Annotated in this window: 18 protein-coding genes, 1 pseudogene and 1 other annotated feature; of the genes and pseudogenes, 8 read left to right on the forward strand and 11 right to left on the reverse strand. The window is 52.9% G+C overall.

The window, feature by feature from the left end; translation table 11 throughout:
- Positions 1-123: 123 nt before the first annotated feature.
- The 9 genes and pseudogenes from ihfA to OMR58_RS10220 form a co-directional block, all read right to left on the reverse strand.
- Positions 124-423, reverse strand: coding sequence for an integration host factor subunit alpha (gene ihfA / locus OMR58_RS10180; protein ID WP_017802142.1), 300 nt, complete (start codon positions 421-423; stop codon positions 124-126).
- Positions 424-427: 4 nt separating this feature from the next.
- A complete protein-coding gene (gene pheT, locus OMR58_RS10185; protein ID WP_264545847.1) occupies positions 428-2,815 on the reverse strand; it encodes a phenylalanine--tRNA ligase subunit beta in 2,388 nt (795 codons plus the stop codon).
- Positions 2,816-2,830: 15 nt separating this feature from the next.
- Positions 2,831-3,814 (reverse strand): phenylalanine--tRNA ligase subunit alpha, encoded by a 984-nt coding sequence (pheS, locus tag OMR58_RS10190; RefSeq protein ID WP_105594994.1) that lies wholly within the window; start codon positions 3,812-3,814, stop codon positions 2,831-2,833.
- 78 nt (positions 3,815-3,892) lie between these two features.
- Positions 3,893-4,017 (reverse strand) — a sequence feature (Phe leader region).
- Positions 3,968-4,009 (reverse strand): annotated as a pseudogene (locus OMR58_RS10195) (hypothetical protein). It overlaps the preceding feature by 42 nt.
- A gap of 118 nt (positions 4,018-4,135) precedes the next feature.
- Positions 4,136-4,492, reverse strand: coding sequence for a 50S ribosomal protein L20 (gene rplT / locus OMR58_RS10200; protein WP_105594995.1), 357 nt, complete (start codon positions 4,490-4,492; stop codon positions 4,136-4,138).
- Positions 4,493-4,533: 41 nt separating this feature from the next.
- Positions 4,534-4,731 carry a 50S ribosomal protein L35 gene (rpmI, locus tag OMR58_RS10205; RefSeq protein ID WP_010275699.1) on the reverse strand — a complete coding sequence of 66 codons (198 nt, stop codon included), beginning with the start codon at positions 4,729-4,731 and terminating at the stop codon, positions 4,534-4,536.
- A gap of 92 nt (positions 4,732-4,823) precedes the next feature.
- Positions 4,824-5,375, reverse strand: coding sequence for a translation initiation factor IF-3 (infC, locus tag OMR58_RS10210; RefSeq protein WP_072166329.1), 552 nt, complete (start codon positions 5,373-5,375; stop codon positions 4,824-4,826).
- 3 nt (positions 5,376-5,378) lie between these two features.
- Positions 5,379-7,307, reverse strand: coding sequence for a threonine--tRNA ligase (gene thrS, locus OMR58_RS10215; protein ID WP_200544602.1), 1,929 nt, complete (start codon positions 7,305-7,307; stop codon positions 5,379-5,381).
- 301 nt (positions 7,308-7,608) lie between these two features.
- Entirely contained in the window at positions 7,609-8,364 is a 756-nt protein-coding gene (locus tag OMR58_RS10220) for a DUF481 domain-containing protein (RefSeq protein WP_105594997.1), read from the reverse strand.
- Between the two features lie 548 nt (positions 8,365-8,912).
- Here OMR58_RS10220 and ghoS point away from each other — a divergent pair.
- Both ghoS and OMR58_RS10230 read left to right on the forward strand, forming a co-directional pair.
- A complete protein-coding gene (gene ghoS / locus OMR58_RS10225) occupies positions 8,913-9,206 on the forward strand; it encodes a type V toxin-antitoxin system endoribonuclease antitoxin GhoS (protein WP_200558591.1) in 294 nt (97 codons plus the stop codon).
- A gap of 102 nt (positions 9,207-9,308) precedes the next feature.
- A complete protein-coding gene (locus OMR58_RS10230; protein ID WP_200558589.1) occupies positions 9,309-10,202 on the forward strand; it encodes a fructosamine kinase family protein in 894 nt (297 codons plus the stop codon).
- A 23-nt stretch (positions 10,203-10,225) separates the two neighbouring features.
- On the opposite strand, the gene OMR58_RS10235 is transcribed toward OMR58_RS10230, so the two are convergent.
- A complete protein-coding gene (locus OMR58_RS10235) occupies positions 10,226-10,765 on the reverse strand; it encodes a YniB family protein (RefSeq protein ID WP_200558587.1) in 540 nt (179 codons plus the stop codon).
- A 183-nt stretch (positions 10,766-10,948) separates the two neighbouring features.
- Here OMR58_RS10235 and hxpB point away from each other — a divergent pair, with 183 nt between their 5' ends.
- The 4 genes from hxpB (at position 10,949) to OMR58_RS10255 (ending at position 14,653) form a co-directional block, all read left to right on the forward strand.
- The gene (hxpB, locus tag OMR58_RS10240; protein ID WP_264545848.1) at positions 10,949-11,620 is read left to right on the forward strand and encodes a hexitol phosphatase HxpB; all 672 of its coding nucleotides are present in this window, start codon (positions 10,949-10,951) and stop codon (positions 11,618-11,620) included.
- A 184-nt stretch (positions 11,621-11,804) separates the two neighbouring features.
- Positions 11,805-12,395, forward strand: coding sequence for a metal-dependent hydrolase (locus tag OMR58_RS10245; RefSeq protein WP_200558585.1), 591 nt, complete (start codon positions 11,805-11,807; stop codon positions 12,393-12,395).
- A gap of 165 nt (positions 12,396-12,560) precedes the next feature.
- Entirely contained in the window at positions 12,561-13,958 is a 1,398-nt protein-coding gene (locus OMR58_RS10250) for an L-cystine transporter (RefSeq protein ID WP_200558584.1), read from the forward strand.
- Between the two features lie 317 nt (positions 13,959-14,275).
- Complete coding sequence (locus OMR58_RS10255) at positions 14,276-14,653, forward strand: DUF6515 family protein (protein WP_105595004.1); 378 nt, start codon at positions 14,276-14,278, stop codon at positions 14,651-14,653.
- Positions 14,654-14,770: 117 nt separating this feature from the next.
- Here OMR58_RS10255 and osmE read toward each other — a convergent pair whose 3' ends face one another.
- Complete coding sequence (gene osmE, locus OMR58_RS10260; RefSeq protein ID WP_200544587.1) at positions 14,771-15,106, reverse strand: osmotically-inducible lipoprotein OsmE; 336 nt, start codon at positions 15,104-15,106, stop codon at positions 14,771-14,773.
- Positions 15,107-15,310: 204 nt separating this feature from the next.
- Between osmE and OMR58_RS10265 the strand changes: the two genes are divergently transcribed.
- Together OMR58_RS10265 and OMR58_RS10270 are read left to right on the forward strand one after the other, a co-directional pair.
- Positions 15,311-15,889, forward strand: coding sequence for a TetR/AcrR family transcriptional regulator (locus tag OMR58_RS10265; protein WP_264545849.1), 579 nt, complete (start codon positions 15,311-15,313; stop codon positions 15,887-15,889).
- On the forward strand, positions 15,886-17,076 hold the full coding sequence (locus OMR58_RS10270) for a multidrug effflux MFS transporter (RefSeq protein WP_200558578.1): 1,191 nt from the start codon (positions 15,886-15,888) through the stop codon (positions 17,074-17,076). The genes OMR58_RS10265 and OMR58_RS10270 overlap by 4 nt, the downstream gene beginning before the upstream one ends.
- Positions 17,077-17,182 lie beyond the last annotated feature (106 nt).

The following is a 17,182-nucleotide window of genomic DNA, read 5'->3' on the forward strand; positions in this document are numbered from 1 at the left end:
GGTGCGTTTGAACTCAGTCATCATCACGTTCTCCGTATTTAAGTCGGGAACGTGTCAACGCTATTCAGGACGGGTCAATGACATGAAAAAGGCCGCTTGCGCGGCCTTTTTGAATTGCGAATATCAGTCTTCTTTCGGTGAAGCGTTTTCTACCCGGCTCTTCAACTTCTGACCGGGGCGGAAAGTCACTACCCGACGGGCCGTAATCGGGATGTCTTCCCCGGTTTTTGGGTTACGTCCCGGACGTTGATTCTTGTCGCGAAGGTCGAAGTTGCCAAATCCTGACAGCTTAACCTGCTCACCGTTCTCCAAAGCACGACGCACTTCTTCAAAAAACAGTTCTACCAGCTCTTTGGCATCCCGTTTGCTAAGCCCAAGCTTCTCAAACAGATATTCAGACATTTCAGCTTTTGTAAGCGCCATAGGTTCAATCCCTCAAGGATGCTTGGAATCGCTCTTTCAGTGCCTCTACACATCTTGCAACGGTAGCGGCAATCTCCTCTTCTTCGAGTGTCCGGCTGGTATCTTGCAAAATCAGGCTGATAGCGAGGCTCTTAAAACCATCATCTACGCCCTTACCACGGTACACGTCAAACAAGTTTACGCCAACTACCTGATTTACGCCAACTTTCTTACACTCTGTGATGATATCTGCTGCAGGGACGTTTTCTGCCACTACAACGGCAATATCACGGCGGTTTGCCGGGAAGCGCGAAATACCGCTGACATCAGGCAGGACGCGGTCTGCGACCTTATCCCACAGCAGTTCGAACACCACCGTACGACCGTTAAGATCCAGTTTTCGCTCAAGTTCCGGGTGTACCACACCGATGAATCCGATGGCTTCGCCGCGTAAATAAATTGCTGCGCTCTGCCCCGGATGCAACGCCGGATTAGCTTCTGCTACGAACTGGATCTCATCGAGCTTGCCAGTTAATTCCAGCAGAGACTCTAAATCACCTTTCAAATCATAGAAGTCAACGGCCTGACGCGCCAGATCCCAATGCTCTTCATTACGATTACCGGTGATCACGCCAGCCAGCATAACCTCCTGACGGATACCCAGGTTTGCCTGTGTATCAGGAACAAAGCGCAGGCCACTTTCGAACAGACGCACACGAGACTGCTGGCGATTCTGGTTATACACCACAGCTCCGAGCAGTCCGCTCCATAATGACAGACGCATCGCCGACATTTCTACGGAAATCGGGCTCGGCAACAGCAGGCTCTCTTCACCCGGATGCAGCAGCGCCTGAATTTTCGGGTCAACGAAGCTGTAGGTAATCGCTTCCTGATAGCCTTTATCGACCAGCAGAGATTTAACGCGTTTCAGAGACAGATCCGCTTCGCGGTGTTTGGTCATCTCCAGAGATGCCTGGACCGGAACGTGAGGAATATTGTTGTAGCCGTAAATGCGGGCGACTTCTTCAACGAGATCTTCTTCAATCTCCATATCGAAACGCCAGCTCGGTGCCTTCGCCTGCCACTCGCCGTTACCGACGGTCACTTCGCAGCCCAGACGGGTCAGGAAATCGGTAACGTCCGCATCGGAAATCACATGGCCAATCAGGCGATCCAGCTTCTCACGACGCAGGGTGATAGTGGCGCGTTTCGGCAGGTGCTGTTCACTGGTGACATCGATCAGAGGACCGGCTTCACCACCGCAGATATCCAGCAGCAGGCGCGTAGCGCGTTCAATGGCTTTGTACTGCAGCGCAGGGTCAACGCCGCGCTCGTAGCGGTGAGACGCATCGGTGTGCAGGCCGTGACGGCGCGCGCGGCCGGTAATTGATAGCGGGCTGAAGAAAGCGGATTCCAGCAGCACATTCTGCGTCTCTTCGTTAACGCCTGAGTGATCGCCACCAAAGATACCGGCCATCGCCAGCGCCTGTTTGGCATCGGCAATCACCAGCGTATCGCTGTTCAGCGTGGCTTCGCTACCGTCAAGCAGAGTCAGTTTTTCGCCCTGTTCTGCCAGACGCACAATGATTTCACCATTGATGCGATCCAGATCGAAGGCGTGCATCGGCTGACCGAGCTCCAGCAGCACAAAGTTGGTGATATCCACTACCGGATCGATAGAACGGATGCCGCAGCGACGCAGCTTCTCTTTCATCCACAGCGGGGTGGCTGCTTTGACATTAACGCCTTTAACGACACGGCCCACATAGCGCGGGCAGGCTTCCGGCGCAGACACGCTAATCGGGAAGGTATCGGCCAGCGTTGCCGCTACCGGTAAAATTTCCGGCTCAGCCAGCGGCAGTTTGTTCAGCACCGCCACGTCGCGCGCTACGCCGATAATGCCCAGGCAGTCGGCGCGGTTTGGCGTCACGCTGATCTCAATGGTGCTATCGTTCAACTTGAGGTATTCGCGGATATCGGTACCGACGGGCGCATCCAGCGGCAGTTCAATGATGCCCTGGTGATCGTCGGAAATACCCAGTTCTGAGAAGGAACACAGCATCCCTTCAGACGGCTCGCCGCGCAGTTTGGCAGCCTTGATTTTGAAATCGCCTGGCAGTACGGCACCGACGGTGGCAACGGCCACTTTCAGGCCCTGGCGGCAGTTTGGCGCACCGCAGACGATATCCAGCAGGCGATCGCCGCCTACGTTGATTTTGGTGACGCGCAGTTTATCCGCGTTAGGGTGCTGGCCGCATTCAACCACCTCACCCACCACCACGCCATTGAAAGCACCGGCAACAGCATCGACACCGTCAACTTCCAGACCGGCCATGGTAATTTGATCGGACAGGGCTTCACCGTCAATGGCCGGATTGACCCATTCACGTAACCAGAGTTCACTGAATTTCATTGGTTTTACCCGCCCTTATTTAAACTGTTTGAGGAAACGTAAATCATTTTCGAAGAAGGCGCGCAGATCGTTAACGCCATAGCGCAGCATGGTCAGACGCTCCATACCCATACCGAAGGCAAAGCCGGAATACACTTCCGGATCGATGCCGACATTACGCAATACGTTCGGGTGCACCATGCCGCAGCCAAGCACTTCCAGCCATTTGCCGTTTTTACCCATCACATCCACTTCCGCCGAAGGCTCAGTGAACGGGAAGTAGGAAGGACGGAAACGAACCTGCAGATCGGCTTCGAAGAAATTATTCAGGAAGTCGTGCAGCGTGCCTTTCAGATTGGTGAAGCTGATGTTTTTATCAACGATCAGGCCTTCCATCTGATGGAACATTGGGGTGTGGGTCTGATCGTAGTCATTACGATAAACGCGGCCCGGAACAATGACGCGAATCGGCGGCTGCTGGGTTTCCATGGTGCGGATCTGCACGCCGGAAGTCTGAGTACGCAGCAGGCGCTTGGCATCAAACCAGAATGTATCGTGGTCCGCGCGCGCTGGGTGATGGCCAGGAATATTCAGCGCATCAAAGTTATGATAGTCGTCTTCGATCTCCGGTCCGGTTTCTACCGAGAAGCCCAGTTCGCCGAAGAAGGTTTCAATACGATCGATGGTACGAGTAACCGGATGCAGACCGCCATTTTCAATGCGACGACCTGGCAAGGACACATCAATAGTTTCCTGGGCCAGACGGGCGTTCATCTCCGCAGATTCCAGCACGTTCTTTTGCGCATTAAGCGCATCCTGCACCTGCTGTTTAGCTTCATTGATTACCGCACCGGCTGCCGGGCGATCTTCCGCTGGCAGTTCACGCAGGGTAGTCATCTGCAGGGTAAGAAGCCCTTTTTTCCCCAGGTATTCGACGCGAACGTTATCTAACGCGGCGACATCCTGAGCATCATTGATGGCGGCTTTCGCTTGCGCCACCAGATCTGCGAGATGTGACATGCTTTCCTCTTCTTCCAGCCACCGTGGCCGGTCTGTTTTTAGACTTTACGATAACATCGTTATGTATTCAGTGCAGAAACGAAAAAAGCCTCCACGGGGGAGGCTTTTAGCGCGATTTTTCGTTTCTTTTCTTTGCGCAAAAGCCCCCGAGAATCAGGTGCTAAAGTAAAAAAAGAAACGAAAATTAGCGTTCATGCTTAATGTTACCTGGTTGCTTGCGGAAACCGTTCTATTGAAATGCCCGGAGGCAAAAAAGTCAATCTTTTGCTTAGGTTACAAGCAATAAAAAAGGGGAGACAGGCTCCCCTCTTCAAATCTGGCTTACGCCAGAGCTGCTTTCGCTTTTTCTACCAGAGCAGAGAATACTGCTTTGTCGAATACAGCGATGTCAGCCAGGATCTTACGGTCGATCTCAATAGAAGCCTTTTTCAGGCCATTGATGAAGCGGCTGTAAGAAATACCGTTAGTGCGGGCTGCTGCGTTGATACGCGCGATCCACAGCTGACGGAACTGACGCTTACGCTGACGACGGTCGCGGTAAGCATACTGACCAGCTTTGATAACTGCCTGGAAGGCAACGCGGTAAACACGTGAACGTGCTCCGTAGTAACCTTTAGCTTGTTTTAAGATTTTTTTGTGACGTGCGCGAGCAACTACACCACGTTTTACACGAGCCATTTAGCTCTCCTGTTAATATTCTGAAAGTTTAAAAAAAATACTTATGCGTACGGCAGGCAGGCAATAACCAGACCCAGATCGCCTTTAGACACCAGACCTTTCGGACGCAGGTGACGTTTACGCTTAGTAGATTTTTTAGTCAGAATATGACGCAGGTTAGCGTGTTTACGCTTGAAGCCGCCAGAAGCGGTCTTCTTGAAGCGCTTGGCCGCGCCACGTACAGTTTTAATCTTTGGCATTTAAAAAATATCCACTTCGCATTGTTAATAAAATGAACCAGACAGGCGAATCACGCCGCACGCCGAAACGCACGGCAAGATTACTTTAGGGCCTACTGTTTCTTCTTGGGAGCGAGCACCATAATCATCTGGCGACCTTCGATCTTCGTAGGGAAGGATTCGACAATTGCCAGATCAATATCTTCACACAGGTCTTTACGGACGCGGTTAAGCACTTCCATACCGATCTGCTGGTGCGCCATCTCACGACCACGGAACCGCAGTGTGATTTTAGCTTTATCGCCATCTTCCAGAAAGCGAATCAGGTTGCGTAGTTTTACCTGATAGTCGCCATCATCGGTACCAGGACGGAATTTAATTTCCTTAACCTGGATAACTTTTTGCTTTTTCTTCTGTTCCTTAGAAGATTTGCTTTTTTCATAAAGGAACTTGCCGTAATCCATAATACGGCAAACGGGCGGCTCGGCGTTAGGGCTGATCTCTACGAGATCAACGCCTGCTTCTTCAGCTTTTTCTAAAGCTTCATTCAGACTGACAATACCAATCTGTTCGCCATCGACGCCTGTCAGACGAACCTCAGTGGCGCGAATTTCTCTGTTAATTCGATTAGGACGCGCCGGTTGAACTCGTTTTCCGCCTTTAATACTTTATTCCTCCAATTGATGAAGATTGCGGCTGCGAATTTCATTCTGCAGCTTCGCTATCACTTCGTTTACGTCCATGCTGCCCAGGTCTTTACCGCGGCGGGTGCGAACGGCCACTTTGCCAGATTCCACCTCTTTATCACCACAGACCAACATATACGGGACACGACGTAAAGTATGTTCGCGAATTTTAAAGCCAATCTTCTCGTTTCTCAAGTCCGCTTTTGCACGAATGCCCGCATTTTGCAATTTTCGAGTCAATTCTGCAACATATTCGGACTGACCATCGGTAATATTCATTACCACAACTTGTACCGGAGCAAGCCAGGTCGGGAAGAAGCCGGCATATTCTTCGGTCAAAATCCCGATAAAGCGCTCCATGGACCCCAGGATTGCACGGTGAATCATTACCGGCACCTGACGTTCATTACTTTCACCTATATAAGAGGCATTCAGACGGCCCGGCAGAGAGAAGTCGAGCTGTACTGTGCCGCACTGCCAGGCACGATCCAGGCAGTCATGCAGGGTAAATTCAATTTTAGGACCGTAGAAAGCGCCTTCACCCGGCTGATATTCGAACGGAATCTCGTTCTCTTTCAGCGCGGCGGCCAGATCGGCCTCGGAGCGATCCCACAGGTCGTCACTACCGATACGTTTTTCCGGACGCGTGGAGAGTTTCACCACAATCTTTTCAAAACCAAAGGTGCTGTACATGTCGTACACCATCTTGATGCAGCTGTTCACCTCATCACGCACCTGCTCTTCCGTACAGAAGATATGGGCGTCGTCCTGAGTAAAGCCACGTACGCGCATCAGGCCATGCAGCGCGCCTGACGGCTCATTACGGTGACAGCTACCAAATTCAGCCATACGCAGCGGCAGATCGCGGTACGATTTCAGCCCCTGGTTGAAAATCTGCACGTGTCCCGGGCAGTTCATTGGCTTAATGCAGTATTCACGGTTCTCCGAAGAGGTGGTGAACATGGCTTCTTTGTAGTTTTCCCAGTGGCCGGTTTTTTCCCACAGCACGCGGTCCATCATGAACGGACCTTTCACTTCCTGGTAGTCGTACTCTTTCAGCTTGGTACGCACAAACACTTCCAGCTCGCGGAAGATAGTCCAGCCGTCGTTGTGCCAGAACACCATACCCGGTGCTTCTTCCTGCATATGATACAGGTCGAGCTGCTTGCCAATTTTGCGGTGGTCACGTTTTGCCGCTTCTTCCAGACGCAGCAGATACGCGGCGAGCTGTTTCTTATCGGCCCATGCCGTACCGTAGATACGCTGCAGCATTTTATTATTGCTGTCGCCGCGCCAGTAGGCACCGGAGATTTTCTGCAGCTTAAAGTGATGGCAAAAACGCATATTCGGTACGTGCGGACCACGGCACATATCGACATATTCTTCGTGATGATACAGACCAGGACGATCGTCATGGCTGATGTTCTCATCAAGAATGGTCATTTTGTAGGTTTCCCCACGTGCAGCAAAGGCGTCACGCGCTTCCTGCCAGCTGACCTTCTTCTTGACGACGTCATAATTCGTTTCGGCCAGCTGGTGCATACGCTTTTCCAGCTGTTCGATATCTTCCTGCGTCAGGGTACGATCGAGGTCTACGTCATAGTAGAATCCGTTGTCGATCACCGGACCGATAGCCATTTTCGTATCAGGCCACAGTTGCTTGATCGCATGACCTAACAGGTGAGCACAGGAGTGGCGAATAATTTCCAGACCGGCTTCATCTTTGGCGGTGATGATGGCTACATTGGCATCTTCGGTGATCGGATCAACCGCATCCACCAGTTCACCATTTACCCGTCCGGCAATACAGGCTTTCGCCAGGCCAGGACCGATATCCAGGGCAATATCCATCACGCTTACCGCGTGGTCAAACGAACGCTTACTTCCATCAGGAAGAGTAATAACTGGCATGTAACATCCTTAATTGCAGTGGTAACCCATACGCAAGGCTACATACAAACATTGGTTTTACTTTATAAACCAGACCCTTAGTACTTAAAACCCGCTCACATTTGCCGGTTTGGTACACGGTTTGGTACACAGACTCAAAAGCGACTCAAATTCAGAGAAACCTTTGAAGGTGTAGTATCTTACACGTCATGTCGGGTAATTGCACGGTGCGGGATTAAATTGCGGCAGGGGAATTAAGTGTCGCCAGAGATCTGACTGTGTGCCAAAAGAATAACGGGCCGAATTATCGGCCCGTTGAGCATTACATTGCGTAGGAAAGTAATACCGACGTTTTGGTGTCGGTTCTTTCCGGCGCGGACTCTGGTGGATTCTGGTTCCAGGTCACGTTGTAAGCCAGTTTCAGCGCGAAGTGATCGTTGATGGCTACCTGCAGGCCGGTTTCAGAGTTGACGGTAGTATCGTCGCTACCCAGCACGGACACACCCTGAATGAATTTGGTGCTGTCGGTCAGCTGCCACTGGTAGCTGAATGCGCCATAGGCCAGGGCCTGAGTTTCATGGCCGCCTTCATGGAAGTCGTCATAACGCACGCCAGGACCGGCTTCCACACGCAGAGAGTGCACCGGACCATTCAGCAGCTGGCGACCATAACCGGCGGCCAGAATGGAACGTCCGTCGTAGCCGTTAAAACGGTCACTGAGCCAGCTGGCCTGACCGAACAGGTAGTCTGCACTGTTCATGTTATAACGTGTACGTCCACCCACCTGGTAGGTTTCGGAAGAGCGCTCATCATTAGAGGAGGTGTTGCTCGCATTTCCCCACAGGCTATAAGCGGTGCTTGGCTGATACCAGGTCATATTGGTATTTGCCGTTGCCGATGAGCTTTTGGTATTGCCGCTCTGAGCGAGATAGCCCGCAGCAGCATTCCCTTCAAATGGTTTCTTGGCTGTGCTCGGGTCATCCATAACCGTAAATACGTTGTTATCAGCCAGGGCTTGTTGACACAGTGCTCCCCCGGAGAGCAGCAGAACGACAGACAGTTTACTAAGCGCTTTCATTTAATGTGACCCGTACGGCAGTTTTGAAAAGATTAAGTCTGAAGCCTTTTGAAGGACGATCAACGCAATTTACGGTAATAAACGTAACAATTTGTTAAATCACTCTTTTTCACAAGCATCATGACGAAACTACTCTATGAATGAGAACAATCTCATTAACGGCGCGCATTATAGAGGGTATTTGGCGGGAAAACATCAGCCTGTAAATAAGAAATATCTCTAGCCAGGTCAGAAACGGCACTTAGAAAAAGCAGTAATGTAACAAAATATTAATTACAGGTTATCCTGCACTCCACATTTCCTGGCTGATTCAGGCTGCGTTAAGTGAATAAAAAATCATCAGTTAATCACTCTTCGTGCGGGTATTAATACCGAACAAAATTTGCAACACGTGCGGCACCCTGCCCTGACGCTGTCAATACGCACAGGGGGATGTTAATACGCTCCGGGGATGTTAATAAAATTTCTCCACAAGCCATCACCCGATCATCCTTCATGGTCTGGTCATGTCCTATGATGAAATGAGTTTTCAGATAACGAGGTAAGCTATGACTTCTTCTCCCGTAACCCAATACGTTGTGACCTTTCGCTACCATGAAACCGGGCTCGCTAATCTGCTTGAACTTAACAGCACCATGGCAAATGCCGGGTTTTCAACCACTCTCAACGACTCTGATGGGCACCCGCATGAACTGGGCACCAACAATTTCGGTATCGTCAGTGCCCTGTCTCTCGAAGAACTCAGGGAGCAGGCACAAAGTATTGGTGAACTGGTTCTGGGAAAACAACCGGAGGTCGAAGTCCGGACTTTGGAATCATTTAATAAGCAGGATCAAAGCTAAGTTTTTGTAAAAATGTACGATTAACGTGCATTCACGCGCAGACTGGTTATCCTTTAAGCGATACGGTAACCCTGTTCACGGCGTACAAAAGAGGAGCTTCCTATGTGGTCAGCCATCAGTCGTTTGTTGAATGAACAGCTTGGTCCCGGAGAAATCACCCACCGTACGGAGCTACCGGGCGGGGACGTCCATCCTGCCTGGCTTCTGCATTATGGCGAGCAGCAGGTGTTCGTTAAGTGCAATCAGCGAGAGATGCTGGATTTGTTCACCTGGGAAGCCGATCAGCTTCAGTTGCTGGCTCGCAGCGGAACCGTGCGCGTGCCGAAGGTCTACGGCGTCGGCAGCGTTCGTGAAGCCAGCTTCCTTCTGCTGGAATATACCCAACCCTGCCCGTTAAATTCCTCTACAGCCCGAACGCTCGGCGAACAGCTGGCGCGTCTGCATCAGTGGAGCGAGCAGCCGCAGTTTGGCCTCGATTTCGATAACAATATCACCACCTCACCGCAGCCCAACAGCTGGCTTCGCCGCTGGTCACTGTTCTTTGCGGAACAGCGTATAGGCTGGCAGCTGCAGCTGGCGGCGGAGAAAGGGATTCAGTACGGTGACATCGAACTAATCACTCGCTGCGCGCAGAGCATTCTGGCATCGCATCATCCGCAGCCTTCCTTGCTTCACGGTGATTTGTGGCCGGCCAACTGTGCAGGCAGCAGCAGCGGGCCGTGGATCTTCGACCCCGCCTGTTACTGGGGCGACCGGGAGTGCGATCTGGCAATGCTGGCCTGGTATCCCGATCTTCCCGCAGAGATTTTGGCTGGCTACCAGTCGGTATGGCCGCTTCCGGAGGACTACCTTCAACGACAGCCGGTTTATCAGCTTTACTATCTGCTTAACAGGGCAAATGTCTTTGGCGGTAGCTGGTTGGGTGAGGCGCAGCGTGCAGTCGTTGCGCTATTGGACGAGGATGAATCAGGTAGGAAGCGCGCGCATCTGGCCTGAATGCCAGCCTGCGCGCGCAGCGATCAGACAATAAAACCGAGCAGTTTCAGCACAAAATACCCGGCCACGGCAACGATCAGCGGCAAAATATAGAGCGGGAAAAACTGCAGGAAAATGGTGTGCCGTGGCACCACAATTTTCTCCTCCAGCTGCTGGCGGCTAAGGCCTTCATCCCCTCTTGCCTGCTCCAGAATCATACGGTCTTCAATCCCTTCGCGCAGATGTCGCGACTGGCGCCACATACGCGCGCCGGAAGCCTGCAGTGCCAGCCCGACGAAAATCAGAATGTAGATCGCCCAAAACTGAAGATTGCTGCCGCCGTTAAAGTTTGGCACCGGAGAATTCGTCCAGAAGCTGTGCAAAAAACCGGTGTTAAAGCGGATCATATCGATCATCACATGGGTAAAATCCTGCATTACCGCGTTAATGCCGTCCCGCTGTTCCTGGCTTTTTTCCAGAAAACCCATCAGCGAAATCAGCGTGGATAACAGTGCAGGAATAAAGATAATCCAGCCTGCGATACGCTTGACGATTGCGATCTGGCCAGCCCGTTGATAAGTCATGCTTTCTCCCGTCCATATGATATTTCGCCGACAGTCTACCTGTACTGAAAGAAAAGTGCCTGCTAAATGCTGCCCGCGGGGCGGCTTTATGCCTGCGTTCACCTCATGTCACGGCCTGCAGCGATTTTTGGTCGATACCATGTTCATGTTAAAATGACATAAACCGTTTAATGGAGCCACAAAATGTCCTATCACCGCCCCGTCGTTGCCGCCATTTTCGATATGGATGGCCTGCTGATCGACTCCGAACCACTCTGGGAACAGGCAGAACTGGATATTTTCAGCACGCTTGACATCGATTTTAGCCGCCGTGAAGAGTTGCCCGACACCCTGGGCTTACGCATCGATCAGGTGGTACGCATGTGGTACGAGACGCTGCCATGGAGCGGGTCAACGCAGCAGGAAGTTACAAAGCGTGTTATCGACCGTGCACTCGCTCTGGTAGAAGAAACACGACCGTTGCTGCCCGGCGTTGAAAACGCGCTGCAGCTTTGCCAGCGTTCAGGGTTAAAGATTGCATTAGCCTCCGCCTCTCCACTGTTTATGCTTGAGCGGGTACTGGAGATGTTTAACATCCGCAGTTACTTTGAGATCCTCGCCTCTGCTGAATCCCTGCCTTACAGCAAACCGCACCCACAGGTTTACCTTGATGCCGCAGCACGTCTGGGCGTTGATCCGCTCAACTGCGTCACGCTCGAGGATTCGTTCAACGGTATGGTTGCCACCAAAGCCGCGCGTATGCGATCCATTGTCGTACCCGATGCAGAGTACGCTGCCGATCCGCGATGGGCGCTGGCGGACGTTAAGCTCACGTCGTTGACCGAGCTGACCGGCCAGCATTTACTCGGCCGCTAAAAGGTCCACTAATTCACTTTATATCGCCCGGATAGCTAACGCAGCGATGCTGTTTTCACCTTCGTTGCTTAAATGTTAATCCGGGCTAAAAATATTTATCTTTCGTTACAGCGTCACATATTTATTCTACTGTATATATTCCCTATACTGGATGCATTGACAGCTATGCAGCCAGGTACTTCCCATGACGGCCGAAGGCCATCTTATTTTCGCCATTGCCAGCGCAATTTTTGCCAAGCGCGCCGAACTGACTCCGGTTCTGGCCAGCGCGGACTGGTGGCACATTATTCCGGCCACGCTGCTGACCTGCCTGCTACCCGATATCGATCACCCAAAATCGCTGCTCGGTCAGCGGCTTAAATGGCTGTCGCAGCCCATTGCCCGCGCTTTTGGCCATCGGGGGTTCACTCACAGCCTGCTGGCCGTGGCCGGTGGCGTAGCGCTGTTACAGATGAAACTCCCCGCGGGCTGGATTATTCCCGCCGACGCGTTCCAGGGAATGGTACTGGGCTACCTCAGCCATATTGTTGCCGATATGCTCACGCCCGCAGGCGTGCCGCTGCTTTGGCCGTGCCGTTGGCGTTTTCGGCTTCCGCTGCTCAATAGCCAGAAAGGCAATCAGCTGGAACGCATGTTATGCCTGGCGCTGGTCGGCTATGCAATGTTCTTCCCACCCGGCATGCAGCATTTTGGTGCGGGCGGATGGACCAGTTCCGTGATAAATACCGTACAAAACAGCATCAGCAGAATAATTAATGCGCAACCAGAGCGATAATTAAGCAAGTAACACCAAAAAGTTATAAATAATTCCTTTTGGATATAAACCTGCACCATTCCAAACTGTTACCATTTCGCCACTGACCTACTTGCTGCGCGACAGAAATTAACTGTCGACCGCTACGGCGGCGCTTTCGCGCCGTCACTTTTGGAGAATGCCTTAATGAATTTCCCGCTCATTATTAACCTGGTGGCTTTCGTCGCCCTGTTATTGCTGCTGGCAAAAACCGGCCGCCGCGGCTGGAGCCTGTCGAAAAAGGTCCTCGCAGGCCTGGTGGTTGGTGTGCTGTTTGGCCTGGTGCTGCACACCCTCTATGGTGAAAACAGTGACGTGATAAAACAATCCGTCAGCTGGTTCAATCTCGTCGGTAACGGTTACGTCCAGCTGCTGCAGATGATCATTATGCCGCTGGTTTTCGCCTCGATCCTCAGCGCCGTTGCTCGCCTGCACAACGCGTCATCGTTGGGTAAAATTAGTGTACTGACTATTGGCGTGCTGCTGTTTACTACCGCAATTTCAGCGGCGGTTGGCGTGCTGGTTACCTGGCTGTTCGGGCTGAACGCCAGCGGTCTGGTGCAGGGCGTGCAGGAAACCGCGCGCCTGACGGCGATTCAGAACAACTACGTGGGTAAAGTTGCCGATCTGAGCGCCCCACAGTTGCTGCTTTCCTTTATCCCTAAAAACCCGTTTGCGGATCTGACCGGCGCGAATCCAACGTCGATTATCAGCGTGGTGATTTTTGCCGCCTTCCTCGGGGTAGCAGCGCTGCAGTTGCTGAAGGATGATGCAGAGAAAGGCCAGCGCGTGCTGAAAGCCATCGATACCCTGCAGTCCTGGGTAATGAAGCTGGTGCGCCTGATTATGAAGCTGACTCCTTACGGCGTCATGGCACTGATGACCAAAGTGGTAGCGACTTCGAATGTCGCTGACATTATCAAGCTGGGTAGCTTTGTGCTGGCGTCATACCTTGGACTGGCAATCATGTTTGCAGTGCACGCTCTGCTGCTGTCGGTAAACGGCGTAAACCCACTGCGTTTCTTCCGCAAAGTGTGGCCGGTAATTACCTTTGCCTTTACCAGCCGTTCCAGCGCTGCAACCATTCCACTGAGCGTAGAAGCACAGACCCGTCGCCTTGGCGTGCCGGAATCCATCGCCAGCTTTGCGGCGTCATTCGGTGCCACCATCGGTCAGAATGGCTGTGCCGGTCTCTATCCGGCAATGCTGGCGGTCATGGTCGCGCCAACTATCGGCATTAACCCGTTTGACCCGGTATGGATCGCCACTCTGGTCGGTATCGTTACCCTGAGCTCTGCGGGCGTTGCAGGCGTGGGCGGCGGTGCAACGTTCGCTGCACTGATCGTGCTGCCAGCCATGGGTCTGCCTGTCACACTGGTGGCCCTGCTGATCTCCATCGAGCCTCTAATTGACATGGGCCGCACCGCGCTTAACGTCAACGGTTCAATGACTGCCGGTACGCTGACCAGCCAGTGGCTTAAGCAGACCGACAAGCAGATTCTGAACACAGATGCGGAAAACGACGCCGAGCTCGCTCACCGCTGATCGCTAGCCGTTCGCTTTAACCCGGTGCCTTGATGGGCATCGGGTTAAGCAGCCATACTCTCTGTTACGCTCCCCGCTCATTCAACCTCAGCCCTTTTACGAACGCGTTGATTCCCTCGCCAGCAATCTCATTCTCCAGCAGCCTTGCCGTCGGCTCCCTCAAAATGTCGCTGGCCTTGCCCATATTCCCCCCCGATCGTGGTCCTCAGGTTAAGGAAGCGTTAAGCGCTGTAAGCAGCCGCTAATAGCGGCCGGGAGCCGCTTGTATTTCACCACGCCTGGGGCGATGCTAGCGCAAAGAACCTGGAGAACTGCTTATGAAAAAGGTGATGACCACCCTGCTCGCCTTATCCCTGCTGGCACCCGCGCTGGCATCCGCCCATCCAGGAGGCTGGGGCCCACCGGGGCCTGGTCCTGGCTGGCACGGCGGCGGCGGGCCAGGAAGGCTATCGTTTCTGCCTGATGCGGCAGCAGCGGTACTGATCGGCGGGCTGACCTACTATGTGCTTAACGGTAACTACTATCAGCGGCAAAACGACAATACCTATGTGGTGGTTGATCGCCCCGTTGACCGGGTGACGGATATGCGTGCGCTGGATTATAACGGTGAACGCTACTACGTTCAGGACGGCCACTACTACCGCCGCAATATCAACGGTGAGTACCTGGAAGTTCCTCGTCCACCGGGGCTATGACCGGTCACAAGGCGCAGAAAAGAATAGCTATCTGCAAAGTAAAACGGCAACGCTGCATATTGAGCGTTGCCGTTCGTTTTCGCGATGTAGACTGTACTAACTCAACCCTTTGCGGGATTACTGCCCGGCCTGCGGATCGGTATCATATTCTTTACAGCTCTGGAAGCCGTAGTTCATCACTTTCCCCGTGTCGCTGTAGCTCACAAAGTAGGTTTGCTGTTTGCCGTCTCGCTCACCCAGAACGTAGGTCTGACAGGTGCCACGCGCGTGCACCATGGTGATTTCCGTAGACGGTGGACCCGCAATATCACGGACCTGCTGGCGGGTCATGCCTTTTTTCACATCCTGTACCACGGGCTTGGTGACATAGCTTTCGGCACGATCGTAAGCGGTACAGCCAGAAAGAACGGCCAGAGTCACAGCAGCACCAATCAATCCCGTTAATTTACGCATATGTTATTCCTCATTTATTGTCCATGTGGATATAAGCCTGGAATATAAGTGCTGCATTTTCAACTTTAACTGGCGAAATTATTACATTTCTGCCGCCGCTGGCTTTATACTGCCATTAATGAGAATGAACGTTCACATTCCAGTTTTAACCCGTTTCATATGCAATACCGGGTAAAAATACCCGGTCGCGGAGGGCTTTTCATCATGCATAACGAAGCGCGTGATGCCAGACATCGCCTGCGTCAGGATGAAATCATCACCGCCGCACGCCGTTGTTTTCGTCAGTACGGCTTTCATGCTGCAAGCATGGCGCACCTGGCATTGGAAGCCCAACTCAGCGTTGGGCAGATTTATCGTTATTTTTCCAATAAAGACGCGATTATCGAAGAGATGATAAAGCGCATTATCGACCGGCGAATTGAGCAGATGATCGATACCAGTAGCAGTCATCATCTCCCTCAACTCCTGGCCTGGCGTCATGTGTTGAATGAAGATGATGAGGCGTTAATGCTGGAGGTTGCTGCAGAAGCAACCCGCAATCCTCGTGTTGCACTGATGATGCAGGAAGCCGACACCCGCATATTTGATCGGGCCTGCGAAAACGTTAAACAAGAGTACCCCGGCTTTAGCAACGAGAAAATCCGCAGCTGTGTGGAAATCCTTGCCGTGCTGGTTGAAGGCACTGGTTATCGCCGCCTGACGCCGCAGAAAGCGTCAGCCGAAACGCTCTACCCGCTCTACCAACAGATCCACCAACTGCTATTTCATTCAGAGGATTCATGACACCTGCATCTCCAAACCGTCTTGGCTACGCCATTACGCTCGGCCTTCTGGCAGCGCTCGGCCCGCTGTGCATAGACCTGTATCTGCCGGCGCTGCCGGAACTTGCCAGCGATTTACAAACCCCAACAGCCACCGCTCAGTTAAGCCTCACCGCGGGTCTGCTTGGTCTGGGTCTCGGCCAGCTGTTCTTTGGCCCACTCAGCGATAAATACGGCCGCATTCGCCCGCTACTGCTGTCGCTGGTCCTGCTGCTGATTGCTTCCATTGGCTGCGCGCTCGCACAGGATATCCACCAGCTGCTGCTGGCGCGCCTGTTCGAGGGAATGGCGGGTGCAGGTGGTGCCGTACTGTCGCGCGCCATTGCTCGCGATATGTATACCGGCCATGAGCTGACGCGCTTTTTTGCCCTGCTGATGCTGGTGAATGGTCTTGCGCCGATTGCCGCTCCGGTGATGGGCGGTGCGCTGATGACCTTCCTTAACTGGCGCGGGCTGTTTATGGCACTGGCGGTTATCGCCGTGCTGCTGTTTATTCTGGCTAAGCTGAAGCTGCATGAAACGCTGGCTCCTGAACGCCGTAGCCAGGGCAGCATACTTTCCGCGTGGGCAGCGTTGGGCCAGGTTATCACCCATCGTCCGTTTATGGGCTTCTGCCTGACTCAGGGCTTTATGATGTCAGGGATGTTTGCTTACATCGGTGCATCACCGTTCGTCCTGCAGGAGATTTATCATCTTTCACCCCAGGCGTTCAGCTTCTGCTTCGCGGCTAACGGTATCGGCCTGATTATTGCTTCTCAGGTTAGCGCGCGTCTCTGCCCGTTGTGGGGGGAATATCGGGTGCTAAAAGGGGGATTGATACTCGCCTTTATCTCGTCGGGTACTCTATTGCTGGCCGGACTCAGCGGCGCTGCGCTGCCGATCGTATTGATTGCCCTGTTCTTTAGCGTGGCCAGCAACGGGGTGATTTCGGTCACCGCCTCCTCGCTGGCGATGCAAAGCCAGGGGCATCGGGCAGGTAGCGCGTCGGCGGTGCTGGGCGTGGCAATGTTTACCCTCGGCGGCATCAGCGTGCCGGTTACCGGTATAGGTGGAACGTCAGTGATGACCATGGCGGCAACCATCTTTGGTTGCTACATGCTGGCTATCGTGATGTTTACGCTGCTGGCGCAAAAGCCGAAAAAAGTCTGATTTGTCAGCAGTCGGTGATAAACATCGCGGATGAAGATTGTTGTTTCGCGCCGGGCGCGTTAGCTTAAACAGACATAATTTTACTGGCTGCCGTCCGTCGGCGCTG

The organism is Erwinia sp. INIA01, assembly GCF_025947915.1.
In the GTDB taxonomy this organism is placed as follows: Bacteria; Pseudomonadota; Gammaproteobacteria; order Enterobacterales; family Enterobacteriaceae; genus Erwinia; species Erwinia coffeiphila.